16 protein-coding genes and 1 tRNA gene are annotated in these 16,859 nt (G+C 64.8%); 9 read left to right on the plus strand and 8 right to left on the minus strand.

Features of this window, described 5'->3' with window-relative positions:
- Positions 1 to 231: 231 nt before the first annotated feature.
- The 7 genes from moaA to P1X14_RS19070 all read left to right on the plus strand — a co-directional run bounded on the left by moaA (position 232) and on the right by P1X14_RS19070 (position 5,505).
- Positions 232 to 1,245, plus strand: a complete 1,014-nt coding sequence (gene moaA / locus P1X14_RS19040) for a GTP 3',8-cyclase MoaA (RefSeq protein ID WP_277317003.1) — start codon at positions 232 to 234, stop codon at positions 1,243 to 1,245.
- Positions 1,242 to 2,012: an NAD kinase gene (locus tag P1X14_RS19045; protein WP_277317004.1), complete on the plus strand. Its 771-nt coding sequence runs from the start codon at positions 1,242 to 1,244 to the stop codon at positions 2,010 to 2,012. The genes moaA and P1X14_RS19045 overlap by 4 nt, the downstream gene beginning before the upstream one ends.
- A 124-nt stretch (positions 2,013 to 2,136) precedes the next feature.
- Positions 2,137 to 2,211: transfer RNA gene (locus P1X14_RS19050), tRNA-Asn, on the plus strand.
- 160 nt (positions 2,212 to 2,371) lie between these two features.
- Complete coding sequence (locus P1X14_RS19055; RefSeq protein ID WP_277317018.1) at positions 2,372 to 3,229, plus strand: DUF4231 domain-containing protein; 858 nt, start codon at positions 2,372 to 2,374, stop codon at positions 3,227 to 3,229.
- A gap of 48 nt (positions 3,230 to 3,277) precedes the next feature.
- On the plus strand, positions 3,278 to 4,291 hold the full coding sequence (locus tag P1X14_RS19060; RefSeq protein WP_277317005.1) for an adenosine deaminase: 1,014 nt from the start codon (positions 3,278 to 3,280) through the stop codon (positions 4,289 to 4,291).
- A gap of 1 nt (position 4,292) precedes the next feature.
- The gene (locus P1X14_RS19065) at positions 4,293 to 4,811 is read left to right on the plus strand and encodes a phosphoribosyltransferase family protein (protein WP_277317006.1); all 519 of its coding nucleotides are present in this window, start codon (positions 4,293 to 4,295) and stop codon (positions 4,809 to 4,811) included.
- Between the two features lie 109 nt (positions 4,812 to 4,920).
- Positions 4,921 to 5,505: a hypothetical protein gene (locus P1X14_RS19070; RefSeq protein ID WP_277317007.1), complete on the plus strand. Its 585-nt coding sequence runs from the start codon at positions 4,921 to 4,923 to the stop codon at positions 5,503 to 5,505.
- A 74-nt stretch (positions 5,506 to 5,579) separates the two neighbouring features.
- Here the strand turns inward: P1X14_RS19070 and secA are convergent, their stop codons facing one another.
- The 4 genes from secA to P1X14_RS19090 form a co-directional block, all read right to left on the minus strand.
- Complete coding sequence (secA, locus tag P1X14_RS19075; protein ID WP_277317008.1) at positions 5,580 to 8,327, minus strand: preprotein translocase subunit SecA; 2,748 nt, start codon at positions 8,325 to 8,327, stop codon at positions 5,580 to 5,582.
- A gap of 126 nt (positions 8,328 to 8,453) precedes the next feature.
- The gene (locus P1X14_RS19080; protein WP_277317009.1) at positions 8,454 to 8,714 is read right to left on the minus strand and encodes a hypothetical protein; all 261 of its coding nucleotides are present in this window, start codon (positions 8,712 to 8,714) and stop codon (positions 8,454 to 8,456) included.
- Positions 8,715 to 8,814: 100 nt separating this feature from the next.
- Positions 8,815 to 9,606 carry a hypothetical protein gene (locus tag P1X14_RS19085; protein ID WP_277317010.1) on the minus strand — a complete coding sequence of 264 codons (792 nt, stop codon included), beginning with the start codon at positions 9,604 to 9,606 and terminating at the stop codon, positions 8,815 to 8,817.
- Between the two features lie 137 nt (positions 9,607 to 9,743).
- Positions 9,744 to 12,551 (minus strand): TonB-dependent receptor, encoded by a 2,808-nt coding sequence (locus P1X14_RS19090; RefSeq protein WP_277317011.1) that lies wholly within the window; start codon positions 12,549 to 12,551, stop codon positions 9,744 to 9,746.
- A gap of 432 nt (positions 12,552 to 12,983) precedes the next feature.
- Between P1X14_RS19090 and P1X14_RS19095 the strand changes: the two genes are divergently transcribed.
- Entirely contained in the window at positions 12,984 to 13,772 is a 789-nt protein-coding gene (locus P1X14_RS19095; protein WP_277317012.1) for a 2-keto-4-pentenoate hydratase, read from the plus strand.
- Here P1X14_RS19095 and P1X14_RS19100 read toward each other — a convergent pair.
- Positions 13,769 to 14,125, minus strand: coding sequence for a TonB family protein (locus P1X14_RS19100; protein ID WP_277317013.1), 357 nt, complete (start codon positions 14,123 to 14,125; stop codon positions 13,769 to 13,771). The two genes, P1X14_RS19095 and P1X14_RS19100, sit on opposite strands and share 4 nt — an antisense overlap.
- A gap of 57 nt (positions 14,126 to 14,182) precedes the next feature.
- On the opposite strand from P1X14_RS19100, the gene argJ reads away from it, so the two are divergent.
- Positions 14,183 to 15,412, plus strand: a complete 1,230-nt coding sequence (gene argJ / locus P1X14_RS19105; protein WP_277317014.1) for a bifunctional glutamate N-acetyltransferase/amino-acid acetyltransferase ArgJ — start codon at positions 14,183 to 14,185, stop codon at positions 15,410 to 15,412.
- 3 nt (positions 15,413 to 15,415) lie between these two features.
- Here argJ and P1X14_RS19110 read toward each other — a convergent pair whose 3' ends face one another.
- The 3 genes from P1X14_RS19110 to P1X14_RS19120 all read right to left on the minus strand — a co-directional run.
- Positions 15,416 to 15,892, minus strand: coding sequence for a PEGA domain-containing protein (locus P1X14_RS19110; RefSeq protein ID WP_277317015.1), 477 nt, complete (start codon positions 15,890 to 15,892; stop codon positions 15,416 to 15,418).
- A 144-nt stretch (positions 15,893 to 16,036) separates the two neighbouring features.
- Positions 16,037 to 16,357, minus strand: coding sequence for a thioredoxin (gene trxA, locus P1X14_RS19115; protein ID WP_277317016.1), 321 nt, complete (start codon positions 16,355 to 16,357; stop codon positions 16,037 to 16,039).
- Between the two features lie 49 nt (positions 16,358 to 16,406).
- On the minus strand, positions 16,407 to 16,859 hold a 453-nt coding region (locus P1X14_RS19120; RefSeq protein ID WP_277317017.1), incomplete at its 5' end, for a PD-(D/E)XK nuclease family protein.

The following is a 16,859-nucleotide window of genomic DNA, read 5'->3' on the forward strand; positions in this document are numbered from 1 at the left end:
CGCTGGTCAGGAAGCGCCGCTCGACGCCCTCTCCGCGCCGCGCCGCGACCACGCGCCAGCCTGCACCCGCCGCAGCCGAGGCAAGTTCGTCGCGCTGCCGGAAGGACAGCACGAAGACGGGCGCATCGGCGGGAGTCGCAGGTTCGGTTTCGGTCACTCTGTTACGCTTCCCCGCTCTGCGCCGGCTTGTCGAGGCTTGTTTGCCCCGATGTTAGCGCTTACGCCACCCTCATGGCCTGCGAGCCCTCCTTGAAAGCGCCCGGCCTGGTGGATGGGCAAGGCCGCGCGATCCGCTATCTGCGCATCTCGGTCACCGACCGGTGCGACCTGCGCTGCCGCTATTGCATGTCCGAGGCGATGACCTTCCTGCCGCGCGAGGCGGTGCTGAGCCTCGAGGAAATCGCACTGATCGCCGAGCGCTTCATCGCCAGCGGCGTGCGCAAGATCCGCCTGACCGGGGGCGAGCCGCTGGTCCGCCGCGACATGATCGATCTCGTCCGCCGCCTTGGCCGTCAGGTCGGAACCGGTCTCGACGAACTGACGCTGACCACCAACGGCACGCAACTCGCCAAGCATGCCGAGGCGCTGCACGATGCGGGTGTTCGCCGGGTCAATGTCAGCATGGACAGCCGCGATTCCGGCACGTTCCGCTACATCACCCGCCATGGCGATGTGGCGCAGGTGCTGGACGGCATCGCCGCCGCGAAGGCCGTGGGCCTTGCGGTCAAGATCAACATGGTCGCGCTGAAGGGGCTGAACGAGGACGAGATCGCGCCGATGCTCGATTGGTGCGTGGATCAGGGCCATGACCTGACCCTGATCGAGACCATGCCGCTCGGCCTGATCGACGAGGATCGCGCCGATCGCTTCCTGCCGCTGACGCAGGTGATGAGCGCGCTGAAAGGCCGGTTCGACCTGTCGTTCGACAGCCACACCAGCGGCGGCCCGGCACGCTATTGGCGCGTCGGTGGCACCGGCACCCGGCTGGGCCTGATCTCGCCGCTCACCAACAATTTCTGCGCGACGTGCAACCGCGTCCGCCTCTCGACCGACGGCAAGCTCCACATGTGCCTTGGCCATGAGGATTCGGTCGATCTCAAGGCGGCGATCCGCTCCGGCGGCCTCGCCGAAGTCGATGCCCGCATCGCCGAAGCCTTGGTCCGTAAACCCGCGCGCCATGATTTCGACGTCTCGCCCGGCGCCGCACCCGCGGTCGCCCGTCATATGAGCGTGACCGGCGGATGAGCCTCGCCATCGGAATTGTCGCATCACCCACCCCGCCGGCCCAGGCCGCGGAGGACGAACTGCGCCAGGCCTATGACTGGGTGCCGTTCGAACAGGCCGATGTCGTGGTCGCGCTGGGCGGCGACGGCTTCATGCTGCAGACGCTGCACCACATGCTGGAGGCGCGGCGGATCGTGCCCGTGTTCGGAATGAATCTGGGCACGGTCGGCTTCCTGATGAACGAATGGCGGCTTGAGGGATTGGCCGACCGGCTGGCCCGCGCCAAGCCGTTCAAGGTCTCGCCGCTGCGCATGCATGCGGTGACGATCCATGGCGAGCAGATCGAGCTGCCCGCGATCAACGAAGTGTCGTTCCTCCGCGAGACGCGCCAGACCGCCAAGCTGGAAGTCACCGTCAACGATCGCATCGTCCTGCCCGAGCTGGTGTGCGATGGCCTGTTGGTCGCCACGCCCGCCGGATCGACGGCGTACAACCTCTCGGTCCAAGGTCCGATCCTGCCGCTGGGTTCGGGCATGCTGGCGATGACTCCGATCAGCCCGTTCCGCCCTCGGCGCTGGAGCGGCGCGATCCTGCCCGAAAAGGCGCGGATCGGCATCCGCGTGCTGGAAGCCGACAAGCGCCCGGTCAGCGCAGTGGGCGATCAGCGCGAGGTGCGCGAGGTCTCCACCGTCGAGATCGCGATCGATCCGATGCGCGACCTGACCCTGTTGTTCGACCCCGAACACGCGCTGGACGACCGCATCACCATGGAGCAGTTCGTCGCCTGACGGCGAGGACGAACGGCATGTCGCCTGGCGGCGAAGGGGGAACAATTCGCCGCCTGAACACGCTTTGTCACTTAGGCGCTTGCATCCTGAAAATCCGGGCCTATAGACGCCCCCTCACGGCTATTCCCTGATAGCTCAGCGGTAGAGCTCTCGACTGTTAATCGAGCGGCCGTAGGTTCGAATCCTACTCAGGGAGCCAGCCGGCACGGCGCATATGGCCGGGCCGGGCACCCGCAAATTCACACTGATTCGGATTCGAAGCCTCTTGGCTGCGAAGTCGCGCCCGATATGGTCGGGCGGCCTGTGACCGACCTATGGTTTCCGGGGCATTCGCATAGCTGAGGGGGACAGCCTTGACGATGATGACTTTGCCGGCGCTGTACGATCTGGCCGACGCCGCAGCCGGGCGCCAGCAATCGCGCTATCTATGGCTCGTACGGTCCGAATATCTGGCGCTCATTGCCGTATCGGTCATGAGCGTGAACATGGTGCCGGACGTCTGCTACATCATCGTCTATGGCGCGTTGCTGGCGATCGCGCTGGGGATATTGATCTTCCGCTCGATCACCAAGCCCGAGCGGCAATGGTATCAGGCCCGCGCGCTGGCGGAGTCGGTGAAGACCGTTGCCTGGAAGTACGCGATGGCTGCGACCCCATTCCAGAACAGCGACGCGCTCGTTCACCTTCGCAAGATGCTGAGGGACTTGCTGGACGCCAACGCGGAACTGGGCCGTCAATTCACGGGCCCATCGGTTACCGGCACCCAGGTGACGGCCGGGATGGAGGACATCCGCAAGTTGCCCGAAAACGATCGCCTGAAAGCCTATATGGACCAGCGCATCGACGACCAGCGCAACTGGTACGCCAAGAAGGCGGAAACGAACGGAGCATGGGGCTTTTGGATGTCGATCGGGCTGGGGGCGGTCTATCTGGCCACCTTCCTTGTCTTCATGGTGCGCGTCTTTCATCCGGACTGGATCTATGCCCATCCCGATCCGCTGATCCTGCTGGCCGCGTCGTTGCTGGGATGGATCCAGATCAAACGCTATAATGAGCTGGCGGCATCCTATAAGCTGACCGCAGTCGAGATCGGGGTCCTGATCGCCGGCGCGCAGGCTGCGGTGGGCAGTACCGGGCTGTCGCAGTTCATCGACGACGCCGAGGAGGCATTCTCGCGCGAGCATACCCAGTGGCTGGCAAGGCGATCGGTCGCATAGCAGCGTAGGATATTGCGAGTCCGCCCCGCCCCTGCGATGTTCGCGGGCATGAGCGATCTCGACGCCTTTATCACCGGCCTGCCCAAGGCCGAGCTTCACCTCCATATCGAGGGGAGCCTCGAACCCGAGCAGATGTTCGAATTCGCCCGGCGCAACGCGGTGGAAATTCCGTTCGCATCGGTCGAGGAAGTGCGCGCGGCGTATGAATTCTCGAACCTGCAGGACTTTCTCGACATCTATTATGCCGGCGCCAATGTGCTGCGCACCGAGGAGGATTTCCGCGACCTCGCGATGGCCTATTTCGATCGCGCGGCGGCGGACGGCGTCGTCCATGCCGAGATCTTCTTCGATCCGCAGACCCACACCGCGCGCGGTATTCCCTTCGGCGTGGTCGCCAACGGCCTGCTGGCGGGCATGGCGGATGCCGAAGCGAAGCATGGGCTTACGTCCAAGCTGATCCTCTGCTTCCTGCGCCATCTCGACGAAGCCGATGCGTTCCGCACGCTGGAGCAGGCCCAGCCCTGGATCGACCAGATCGAAGGCGTCGGGCTCGATTCGTCCGAAGTCGGTCATCCGCCATCCAAGTTCGAGCGCGTCTTCGCCGCCGCCGCCGCGATGGGGCTGAAGCGTGTCGCCCATGCCGGGGAGGAAGGCCCGCCGGAATATGTCCATGAGGCGCTGGACCTGCTCCGCATCGACCGGCTCGACCATGGCAATCGTTCGCTGGAGGACCCCGCGCTCGTCGCCCGGCTCGCCCGCGAGGCGATGACGCTCACCGTCTGCCCGCTGTCCAACGTGAAGCTGTGCAACGTCGAATCGATCGACACCCATCCGATCGACCGCATGCTGAAGCTGGGCCTGCGCGCCACGATCAATTCGGACGATCCCTCCTATTTCGGCGGCTATGTCGGCGACAATTACCGCGCGGTCGCCGCGGGACGGGGCCTGAGCCGCGACGATCTGGTCACGCTGGCGCGCAACAGCTTCCTCGGTTCCTTCCTTCCCGACGATGCCGTGGCGGCACACCTCGCCCGGCTCGACGCCTATGCAGCGGCGAACTGACATGGAAATCACCTTCACCCCCTTCACTCATGCCGAGATGGTCGAGGGTATCCAGGCGGTCGCCGCTGCGATGGATGCCGAAGGCTGGCGCCCCTCGCTGCTGGTCGGCGTCGGACGTGGCGGGCTGACCCCGGCGGTCTATCTCTCGCACCGCATGGGGCTTCAGCTCGTCTCGATCGATCACAGCGCGAAGATCGCGCCGTTCGGGCAGGAGCTGGTGTCGGTGCTGGCGCAGCGCACGCGCGACGGCGATCACCTGCTGTTCGTCGAGGACATAAACGACAGCGGCAAGACCATCGGCGAGATCCGCACCGCACTGGCCGGCGAAGGCGCGGACATGAGCCAGATCCGCTTCGCCGTGCTGCTCAACAATACCCGTTCGTCTCAGGGGATCGACTATCGCTTCCGGGACATCGATCGTGCCGTGACGAAAGACTGGTTCATCTTCCCCTGGGAAGCGATGGCGCCGGATTCGGTGCTGGCGGCGGAAGCGATGGAAGTGCCCGAGCGGCTCGCCTGAACATCCGTTCAGCCCCGGTCAATCGTGGATGTGCAACGGCTCGCCGTTGCCGCCGGTGGAAACAATGCCCTTGCGGCGCGTTCGGTTCGCCAGAGTACGGAGAGAAAATATGTCCGGGAAAATCCTGAAACGTCCGCGCGTTAGAGCGCTCGCAGCAGCGCTGGCCGCGGGCATCGCGGTCGCATCCTGCGCCTATCCCACGCCGTACCAGCCTGCCGGCACCGCCAGCGACCGCAACGGCTATTCGGATCAGCAGATCGAGAATGACCGCTTCCAGGTCAATTTCGCGGGCAACAGCCTGACCTCGCGCGAAACCGTCGAGCGTTACCTGCTGTACCGTTCGGCCGAACTGACGCTGCAAAAGGGCTTCGATCACTTCATTCTGGTCAGCCGCGACACCGAAACGCGCACCACCACCACGGTCGACCGCAGTTGGGGCAATCCCGGCCCATGGGGCTATTGGCGCCCGTCCTGGCGCTGGTACCGTCCGCGCTATGGCTGGCGCAGCTGGGATCCCTTCTATGACGATCCCTTCATGCGCGATTTCGACGTGCGCACGATCAACCAGTATCAGGCGACTGCCGAGATCGTCGTGGGCCGCGGCCCGAAGCCCGGCAGCAATGTCCGCGCATTCGACGCCCGCGAGGTGATCGACCGCCTCGGCCCCTCGATCGAACTGCCCAAGGCACGCTGACGCTCCGGCAGGCATGACCAACAAAAAAGGGGAGGGTTCGCACCCTCCCCTTTTTCTTGGGTTGTCGCCCCGCCTTACGCGCCGGTCAGCGCGCCGTGGCAGTGCTTGTATTTGCGGCCCGAGCCGCACGGGCACGGCTCGTTGCGGCTGACGCGGCCTTCCCATTCCGCCGGATCGACGCCGAACGTCTCGCCATCGGGCTGGGCCAGACCGAATTGCGGGATGCGCGTAGTCACCAGACCGGCCGAGCCGCCATCCCAGTCCATCGTATTGTCCTCGCCGGTCAGCGGATCGATGTGCGTGGTCAGGAAGTCGGGCAGGTCGGGCAGCGCCGGCGGTGCTTCGTAACGGAACTGGGCGAAGGCCAGCGTGCGGGTCACGTCCTCGCGGATGCTGCTGAGCATGCGCTCGAACAGCGCGAACGCTTCCTGCTTATACTCGTTGAGCGGCGTCTTCTGCGCATAGGCGCGCAGATGGATGACCTGACGCAGCGCATCGAGCATCGCCAGATGCTCCTTCCAGTGATGGTCGAGATTCTGGAGCAGGATCGACTTCTCGATATTGGTCCAGGTCTCCGGCTCGAGTTCGGCCGCCTTGTCGGTGACCACCTTGTCCGCAGCCTCGGAGATACGCTCCTCGACCGTTTCCGGCTCGATCGCTTCTTCGACCTTGATCCACTCGTCCACCGGCGCCTCGACGTTCAGCGTCTCGAGCACGCGCAGCTTCAGCGCCTCGACGTCCCACTGCTCGGGATAGCTGTCCGGCGGGCAGGCGTCGGCGACGATCGCGTTCACCGTCTCCGCACGCATGTCGACCACGACATCGCCGACCGTGTCGGCATCCATGATGTCGCTGCGCTGCTCGTAGATCACCTTGCGCTGATCGTTCATCACGTCGTCATATTCGACGACCTGCTTGCGGATGTCGTAGTTGCGCGCCTCGACCTTCTTCTGCGCGGTCTCGATCGCCTTGGTCAGCCACTTGCTGCCGATCGCCTCGCCGTCCTCGATGTTCGAACGCATCATGCGCGCGAACAGCGTGTTCGATCCGAAGATGCGCAGCAGATCGTCGTCCAGCGACAGATAGAAACGGCTGAGGCCCGGATCGCCCTGACGGCCCGAACGGCCGCGCAGCTGGTTGTCGATACGGCGGCTCTCATGGCGCTCGGTGCCCAGCACGAACAGGCCACCGGCTTCCTTCACCTTTTCCTTCTCGGCTGCGACATCGGCCTTGATCGCGGCGATCGCGGCTTCGCGCTCCGGACCTTCGGGCATGTCCTTCAGCTCGTCCTCGACGCGGAACTCCCAGTTGCCGCCCAGCTGAATGTCGGTGCCGCGGCCCGCCATGTTGGTCGAAACCGTCACCGCGCCCAGACGGCCGGCCTGCGCCACGATATGTGCTTCGCTCTCATGGAAGCGCGCGTTGAGCACTTCGTGCTTCACATTTTCCTGGTTGAGGAACTCGGAAAGCAGCTCGGACTTCTCAATCGACACGGTACCGACCAGCACCGGCTGCCCCTTGGCATGATGCTCGCGGATCTTCTTGGCGATCGCGCGGAACTTGTCCGGCGTGTCCTTGTAGAATTCGTCTTCCTCGTCGATGCGCTTCACCGACAGGTTGGTCGGGATGGTCACCACGTTCATCTTGTAGATGTCGTAGAATTCCGGCGCTTCGGTCGATGCCGTACCGGTCATGCCGCCGAGCTTGGGGTACATGCGGAAATAGTTCTGGAAGGTGATCGAGGCGAGCGTCTGGTTCTCCGGCTCGATATCGACGCCTTCCTTGGCTTCCACCGCCTGGTGCAGGCCGTCCGACCAGCGCCGGCCGTCCATCATGCGGCCGGTGAACTCGTCGATGATGATGACCTTGTCGTCCTTGACGATGTAATCGGTGTCCCGCTTGAACATCATGTTGGCGCGCAGCGACTGGTTCAGGTGGTGCACCACCTGGGTATTCTCGAAGTCGTACAGGTTCGCGCCGACCAGCACGCCGGCATCCTCGAGCATGCGCTCGGCACGCTCGGTGCCGCTTTCGGTCAGGATGATCGAGCGCTGCTTCTCGTCCTTCTCGTAATCCTCGGGGACGAACTGCTTCACGATCGCATCGACGCGCATGTACAGCTCCGACCGGTCGTCGGTCGGGCCCGAGATGATCAGCGGGGTACGGGCTTCGTCGATCAGGATCGAATCGACTTCGTCGACGATCGCGAAGTTGAACGGCCGCTGCGTCATCGACGCGCGGTCATACTTCATATTGTCGCGCAGATAGTCGAAGCCGAACTCGTTGTTCGTGCCGTAGGTGATGTCCGAGCCATAGGCCTCGCGACGCTCATGATCGCTCAGATTCGGCACGATCACGCCCACGGTCAGGCCGAGGAAGCGATAGACCTGGCCCATCCATTCCGCGTCGCGGCGGGCGAGATAGTCGTTCACCGTGACGACGTGCACGCCAGTTCCCGGCAGCGCGTTGAGATAGGTGGCGAGCGTCGCCACCAGCGTCTTGCCCTCACCCGTGCGCATTTCGGCGATCTCGCCGCGATGGAGCACGATGCCGCCGATCATCTGCACGTCATAGTGGCGCTGGCCGAGCGTACGCCGGGCCGCTTCGCGCACGGTTGCGAACGCCTCGGGCAGGATGTTGTCGAGCTTCTCGTCGTTCGCGAGGCGCTCGCGGAACTTGACGGTCTGGCCGGCAAGTTCCTCGTCGCTCATCGCCGAGAGAGTGGGTTCGAATGCGTTGATCTTCGCGACGATGCTGTGAAGCGACTTCACATAGCGTTCGTTCGAGGAGCCGAAGAGGGTCTTGGCCAGGCCGCCGAGCATGGGAATTCCTGTCGTATCTTGAAATGGATTTGGGCATGCGCGCCGTCCAACGGCTCACGCACGCATGAAGTGCCGCGGAACGGCACGGAAAATGGAAACGGCCCGCTCAGTTGGCGGGCCGGAGCCTCATTCGAGCCTGCGCTCGAAGACCAGGGCGATGCTGCGCAGCGGGGCCGCGGCAAGGCGCAGCGGCGCCGAGCGTTCGGGCCGCGCCAGGATCGCGGGCATCACCGATGCGGGGATCGCGCGCCGCGCGGGCTGAACCGCCGCCTGCACGCCCTGCGCCGAACGCACCACCGCCACGCCCTGACGCACCGCGCCAGGCTGCTCGCCGGAAGTCCCGGTCAGGCTCGCGAACAGCGCAGTAAGGAGAAGCAGCAGTTCCAAACGCAAATCTCTGGCTAGCCGCCGCACAAGAGCAGCGGAGCAGGCGACATAGTGTTTCGTGGCGGTTTCGCCAAACAAAAATCGGCCATGGCCTGTCCGCCTATCGGACCGAACTCATCAGGAATGCTTCCACCCCGATGATCCGGACATCGCCATCGGACAGAATCGCGTACCGGGTGAGCATCCGCTGGGTCGCCGGATCGGGGCGATAGTGGAACTCCACCTCGCAAGACCGCTCCTCGAAGCGCCCGTCCCTCACCTGGCTCGTCATGCACGATTCCGGGCGGCCCGCCGGAGACACGAGATAGCTGGCCCGCTGCGACAGGATCGCGCTGAATCCCTTGGGATCGGGCACCAGTGCGGGTGCCGATACCCCCTCCAGCACATGATCGAACCGCACCAGCACCGTCAGCGGGCCAGTTACGGTACCGCGCATTCCCACCAGGTCCCGCTTGGCAAGATCCGCACAGATCGTCGCAATGCGGTCCCGCAGCCCGCCTCCGGTCTCAGCCCGGCAGTCGGCGAGTTTGCCTTCAGTTGAGATCGTGAAACGGAAGGCATTGGTCCACGAGGCGCGCGGCAATTCCTTTCCCTTCGGCACCCACGGACCCGATGGCCGCGGCGGCGGTGACGGCGGAGGTGCCGGCGGTGCGGGCGGAGCCGGTGGTGCCGGAGGATATCGGACAGGCCGGGGCGGCGGGATCTGGACCGGCGGCACCGCCGTCTGCCCGGTCTCGCGTTCCACCAGTTCGTAGAGCGGCCGCGACGGCGTCGGTGTCGGCGTCGGCGTCGGCGTCGGCGCAGCAGGCTGCGTGGCAGCCTCGCCCGTCTTGGCCGTCACGCCCCGCGCATCCTGCATCGCCAGCGAAAGCGTCACCGCCAGAATAGACACGCCACTCTCCCCCGAATCCTGCGGCGCAACGGGTCTCGCAAAGCCCGCCCCCAAACGCAATCGCCGCGCCCGGGGGCACTCCCGGACGCGGCGATCATTTTGCGACCCTGTTATTCAGGCCAGTCCTTCAGAGGGCACTACATCTTGAAGCGCGCACCGAACAGGATCGTGCGGCCGAAATGGTTGTACTCATAGTTCCGGTTCGCATCGAGATCGGTGTAGCGATCGCGATAATCGTCGGTCAGGTTCACGCCTTCCACCGACAATTCGATATTCTCGGTCAGGCGATAGCGGATCGAAGCATCGATATTGGTCGATGCATTATAGCCCTCGAACACGTTGCCGGTGCCCGAGTTCTGATCGACATATGGTCCGCGATAGCTGACCGACACGCGGGCGCTGAACTTCTTGTCTTCGTAATAGAGCGTGCCGTTGAACGCCTTTTTCGAAAGACCAAACAGCGTGCCCTCGCGCGTGGTGCTGATATTGCCGCCGCCCGAGACCACCGACGGACCCGCCACAGTGTAGACAGCGGTGGAGTCGACGAAGGTCGCGTTGGCGATCGCCCCGAAGTTGCTCAGGAAGCCGGGCAGGAACTTGAAAGGCGCCTGCACCGAAAGCTCGATGCCCTTCAGCTCGGCGCCAGTGCCGTTGCCGATCGACGTGATCGTCCAGACCTGACCCTCGGGGTTGATCGCCGCAGGCGAGCTTGCCGGGATGATCGAGGTCGGCAGACCGGTCGATGCGAAGGTGCCGTTGCGGACCACCGCGACCGGGAAGCTCTGAATGTCCTTCTTGAACACCGCGACCGATGCGATCGACTGTGGCGCGAAATACCATTCGATGCCGAGATCATAGGCAGTGGCGCGGAACGGATCGAGGAACGGATTGCCGAAAGTGACGCGATAATTGAACCCGTCGACCGAGCCGCCCGGGGTCAGATTGCCCAGCGTCGGACGCGTCAGCACGTTGGCCATTGCCGCACGGATCACGATGTCCTTGTGCGGGAACAGCGCCAGGTTGAATGACGGCAACCAATCCTCATAGGTGCGATCGACCGTGACCGGCGCGCCGCTGCTGAGGCCGCTCGAGGTCTGCTCGGTGCGGGCATAGCGGACGCCGCCGTTGAAGGCGTAATCCAGCCCGAACAGGCTGCCCTTGGCGTCGAACTGCAGATAGCCGCCCTTCACCGTCTCGCTCACGGCGCGGTTATTGCCCGCGTCCAGCGTCGGCACACGGCTGTACAGGTTGGTATAGGCCGCAGTCGCGTCGATGTTCGGGACCAGCCACTGGGTGGTCGTGCCCGAAGGCTGACCGGCATTGCCCAGCGTGAACAGATCCGAACGGCCTGCCGTCACCGGGAGACCATAAATCGCCGCCGGACCGAACGCGCTGGTCGGCGAGCAGGTGACGGTGCCGAGGATGCGATCCACGCCGCCATTGCCGCACACCACCGTGTCGCGGGTGTAAGCGACCGAGTCGAACTCGAAGCGGCGATAGACACCACCGGCCTTGACCGTGAAGCCTTCAGCGACATCCCATTCGGTGCGCAGCTGCGCGGTCTGGAACTTGTTCGTGACGTTCGACGGGCGATCGCGGATTTCGGCAAGCTGGAAGTTTGCCGGATCGGTCACGCTGGTGCCGAAGGTCAGGATCGGGTGGCGCGAATTGGTATAGTCGAAGCGGTAATTCTGCGCGTCGCGATCGTCATAGACGAAGGTCGTTTCGACCGGGATGTCCGCGTCCGACTTCGAGAAGCCGCCCATCAGGGTGAAGCGGAAATTCTCGCCGACGTCCTGATCCCATGTGCCGCCGAGCTGATAGAATTCCGTCTGCGACTTGCGCAGATAATGCTCGGTACGGACCCACGCGTCGTTCAGCGTGCCGGCCACCATCGTGTTGGTCGAATCGATCGTATAGTTGCTCAGGTTGATCGAACGCTCGTTCGAGCGGAGCAGCACTTCGCCCCACTGTTCTTCGCGATCTTCCTTGAAGCGCGAATAGAGGCCGTCGATCGACACCTTGGTCGCTTCGGTCGGCGACCACTGCACGCTGCCGGTCACGCCCAGACGCTCGCGGCGATGCTCGATCTGACCGTAACGCGGAATACGCGGGTGGAAAGCGAGCGAAGCGGCATCGCAGCCCGCGCTGGGGATATAGGTGCCACCCGAATTGGCGGTGGTGAAGCAGTTTACGCCATTGACCTGATCGAAGCGCGCCTGCGCCCAGCGCACGCTGTTGTTGCCCAGTTCGAGCGTATCGCCCTTCGAATAGGCAGCCGAGACCGAAGCACCGAACGTGCCGCTCGGCGACTTCCACGAAATCAGGCCGGCAACGCGCGGGCCGACATTCTCGCTGAGGTCGTTATACGAACCCTGCCCGCTGAGTGCGAAAGTGAAGCCGGTCTTGCCGCCCAGCGGATTGCCGGTGTTCAGATCGACCACCGCGCCGAGCGAACCTTCGTCGAGCGACGGCTCGGCGGTCTTGTGGACCACGATCGAGCTGAACAGCTCGGACGCGAACACGTTGAAGTCGAACGCGCGGTCGCGGTTGGCGGCAGCGCCGTCGGTCGAGGTGGCGACCGTCTCCATGCCGTTGACGCGGACGCGGGTGAACTGCGCGCCCAGGCCGCGAACGGTGATCGCGCGGCCTTCGCCGCCGTCGCGCTGGATCGAGATGCCGGGGATGCGCTGCAGCGACTCGGCGAGGTTCTGGTCCGGGAACTTGGCGATATCCTCGGCGACGATCGCATCGACCGACGAGACCGAGTCGCGCTTCACGTTCAGGGCGGCGTCGAGCGAGGCGCGGAAGCCGGTGACGACGATTTCCTCGCCTTCTTCCTCGGCGGGCGCATCCTGTGCCTGCGCGGCGGTCGCCATAGCGAGGGTGGAAGCGGCAGCCAGCGCCAGGCCAGCGCGCAAGCGTGAACGAGTCGAGATACGCATCGGAAAACCTCCCCTGTGTGCGGCCGTAGCCGTGCGAAACAGCCGCCACGTATTTTCGCGGTCGGCGGGATTCCGGTGCCCCGTGTTGGATACCGGTGTCATATAAAACTGAGAGCTTCGAGCGCTCCTGTCAAGCCGGAGTTCGTAGACACCTGCGCGACGGGATATGTCTCCCGCCCTCCGCATTGCGGCCGATCAGTCATGAAACGGGACAATTTCGGAAGCGTATCGTTTCGGCCTGCGAAGGCCAGAAAATGGGTGGAAGCGCGATGGGCGCCCTCAATCGTTTGAATATTTATTGTTTAAAATCAGCTTATTGAGTGACATCCACGTATCTTTCCGGCGCACATTCGCGTCACGCCGATCGTCCTCTCTTGTCATTGACACCGGTATTCCATACACAGCCGCCATATGGGGAAAGAAGAACCGGGGATGGGAGAGGCACTGCGCATCGCGCAGGCTTTCGTGGCGGCACGGCGGGAAGCGCGCGGGCTGCCCGACTATCCCGGTACGGCTCCCGAAACGCTCGCTCAGGCCTATGCAATCCAGCGCAACGCCATCGCCTTGTGGGGTGAGCCGGTCGCGGGCTGGAAGGTCGGCCGCATCAATGCGCCGCTCGACACCATCCTGGGCGCGAACCGCCTCGCCGGTCCGATCTTCCCGAGCGCGATCGTCGATGCATCGCCCGCGCCGGTCATGCCGGTCTTCGCCGAAGGCTTCGCCGCGGCCGAAGCCGAATTCCTGCTGCGCGTCGGCACCGCGCCCGATCCGGCCAAGACCCATTACACGCTCGATGAAGCCGCCGCGCTGATCGACGCGGTGCATGTCGGGTTCGAAATCGCCAGCTCGCCCTATCCGGGGATCAACACCGGCGGACCGACCGTAACCGTCTCTGATTTCGGCAATAATTTCGGCCTCGTCGTCGGCCCCGAAGTCGCCGGATGGCGTGACCAGTCATTCCTGCAATGGCCGATCAGCCTGTCGATCGACGGCGTCGAGGCCGGCAATGCCAAGGCCGCGGACATGCTCGACGGCCCGTTCGGCGCCGCCGCCTTCCTGTTCGCACTCGCCGCCACCCAGGAACTCGATCTGCGGCCCGGCCAGTGGATCTCGTCTGGCGCCGTCACCGGCGTGCACGAAATCCGCGTCGGCCAGTCCTCGGTCGCGCGCTTCGGCTCGGACTACGAGATCGCCTGCTCGATCTCGGCTGCGACTGCCTAGTTCAAATACCATTGAAAGCGGCTGTGCCAGACAGCTGCGATCGGCTTGCCCGCACCATCCTCGGCGGGTTTGAAACGCGCGCGATTCATCATCAGCGAACAGGTCGTGTCGTCCAGGACCTGATGGCCCGAGGAATAGGTCACCCGGCACGCCGTCGGACAGCCCTCGGCATCCACGTCCAGCGTGAACCCCACCCAGCCCTGCTGCTCGGCCCGCAGCGCCGATGGCGGGTAATCGTCATCGCTCACCCATTGCTGGCCATAGCCGGCATGCGTCCGCTTCACCCCACGCATATGGCACATCGGCAGGTCGGGTCCGGGCGGCAATGCCAGCATGAGCGCCGTCAACAGCATTGATCTTTCCCCCGCGCTGCCCGATGCGCTGCCGAACCTAACCGGAAGGCAGAAACCGTGTCCATCGCCCGCTCCCCCCTCGCCCCCGAAGGCTTTCCCGATCTCCCGGCAATTGCGGGCGTCACGCCGCGCGTGGCGCGCGCGCGCTACAAGACCTGGGACCGGTGCGACCTGACCTTTGTCGAGCTGGCGCCGGGCACAGCGGTGGCGGGTGTGCTTACGAAGAGCCGCTGCCCCTCGCCCGAGGTGGAATGGTGCCGCGACGCACTGCCACTGGGCACTGCGCGCGCGCTGGTGGTCAATGCGGGCAATTCCAATGCCTTTACCGGCAATCGCGGCCGTGCCGCGGTGGAAGCCATCGCCGCACGCGTCGCTGGGCATCTCGATTGCCAGCCCTCGGACGTGTTCGTCTCGTCCACCGGCGTGATCGGCGTGCCGCTGCCGATCGACAAGGCCGAAGCCGGTCTCGACGCCGCCTTCGCCGCGCCCGAATGCAGCTGGCAGGACGCTGCCGCCACGATCATGACCACCGACACGTTCGAAAAGGCCGCCGTCGCCAATGTCGTGGTCGGCGGGAAGATCATCAGCCTGGTCGGCATCATCAAGGGTTCGGGCATGATCGCGCCGGACATGGCGACGATGCTCGGCTTCATCTTCACCGACGCCGCGGTCGATCCGGCGTTCCTTCAGGCGGCGCTGAGCGACGCCAATGTCCGCAGCTTCTCGTGCATCACCGTGGACGGAGACACCTCGACCAGCGACACGATCCTCGCCTTCGCCACCGGCCAGGCCGGCAACGCGCCGATCGTGGACGGCAACAGCCCGGGGGCCGACGCCTTCCGCTCCGCGCTCGCCGATCTGTGCACCCGCCTCGCCCATCTGGTGGTGCGCGACGGTGAAGGCGCCAGCAAGTTCATCACCATCGATGTCGAAGGCGCGGAAAGCGACGAGAGCGCGCACCGCATCGCCCTGTCGATCGCCAATTCGCCGCTGGTGAAGACGGCAATCGCGGGCGAGGACGCCAATTGGGGCCGCGTGGTGATGGCGGTGGGCAAGGCCGGCGAACCGGCCGAACGCGACCGCTTGTCGATCCGCTTCGGCGAGACGCAGGTCGCGGTGAACGGCCTCGCGGTCGAAGGCTATGACGAAGCGCCGGTTGCGGCGCATCTGAAGGGCAGCGACGTCGATATCGGCGTCGATCTGGGCCTTGGATCAGGCCGCGCGACCGTTTGGACGTGCGACCTGACCCATGGCTATATCGCGATCAACGCCGACTATCGCAGCTGAGCGTCAGTCCTGCGGCGTGGCCGCAGGCGCCGCGGGTGCTTCGGTCGTCGCCGGAGCCGCGGCTTCGGCAGGCGCCACAGCTGCCGGTTCCGCACCGATCGGGACCAACGTGACTTCCACCGGGTTCGGCTTCAGGTCGCGCAGCGATCCGTTAGTGCCGTCCAGCACGCCGCCGACCAGTCCGCCGATCAGCACATTGCCCGCCAGCGCAGCCCCGCCGCCCGCGTGCATCTTGCTTTCCACCTGCACGTCGACCGGCTGATAACCCGCCATTTCGATATGCACGTTGAACTCTTCCTTGCGGCGCAGCTTCAGCCGGCAGGGCGTCTTGCAGGTCATGCCGGTCGACAGCGTCACGTCCGCGCCGGGCGGCACGGTCTTGATTTCGAACTTCTGTTGAGTGCCCCGCGTGATGGTTGCGCACGCGGAAAGCGACGACACAGCGGCAAGCGCTGCGCCGAGACGCAGATAGATATTCATTCGGGTTCCCCTCCCCAAAGATATGTCCCGGACGGGACGGGGGAAGGCTAAGCGAGTTCCATAAACTCGCAAGTCCGATTTCGCTCCAAATCAGACATTTCGCATCCGGTCCGGCGGCGCATCACGCCACCGGACCCGGGACGATTAGAGACCGCGCTCGATCCAGGCCTTGATCTGGCTCTTGGGCATCGCGCCCGGCTGGGTCTGGGCGACCTGGCCGTTCTTGAACAGGATCATGGTCGGGAAGCCGCGCACGCCATATTTGGTGGCGACGTCCAGATGCTCGTCGGCGTCGATCTTCACGATCGTCACGCGATCCGCCATCTCGTCGGCCAGTTCCTCGAGCGCCGGTGCGATCATCTTGCACGGCCCGCACCAGGTGGTGAAGAAATCGACCACGACCGGCTTGTCGGACTTCAGCACATCGGCCTCGAACGCGGCCTCGCTGGTCATAATGGTTCCCATGGGAATCTCCTTTTCGTTGACCGGTATTTATGGAGCCGGGCGTTCCGGCTCAAGCGCGCGAAGCCAAGCTTTGCTCCGTGGCAACGAAGCGCGGCTTGTGCTCGGCGAGCAATTCGGCGGGCAGATCGTGCAGCACCGGACCCGCAGTGTAGAGCAGTGCAGCCTCGACCGCGCGGTCGGGGAAGATCACACGCAGCGCGGCGGCATAGGCGGCCATCTGGCGCAGGTGATAGAGTGGCACATCGGCCAGCGTCGCGGGCGCGCGGCGACCGGTCTTGAAGTCGACGATGCGGATGCGTTCGGGCGTCACGACCAGCCGGTCCACCGTGCCCGCGACCACCACCGTATCCACCACTGCCGCGATCGGCGCCTCGGCCAGCGCATCGGGACCGAACAGATCGGCGAAGCGCGTGTCCTCGGTCACCGCCAGCGCGGCGCGGGCCAGTTCCGCCCGTGTCCCGGCATCGCTCACACCGCCTGCCCCTGCCAGCCAGCGCTCGGC

Origin of the sequence: Sphingomonas sp. AOB5 (genome assembly GCF_029433115.1) — a bacterium.
GTDB lineage: Bacteria > Pseudomonadota > Alphaproteobacteria > Sphingomonadales > Sphingomonadaceae > Sphingomonas.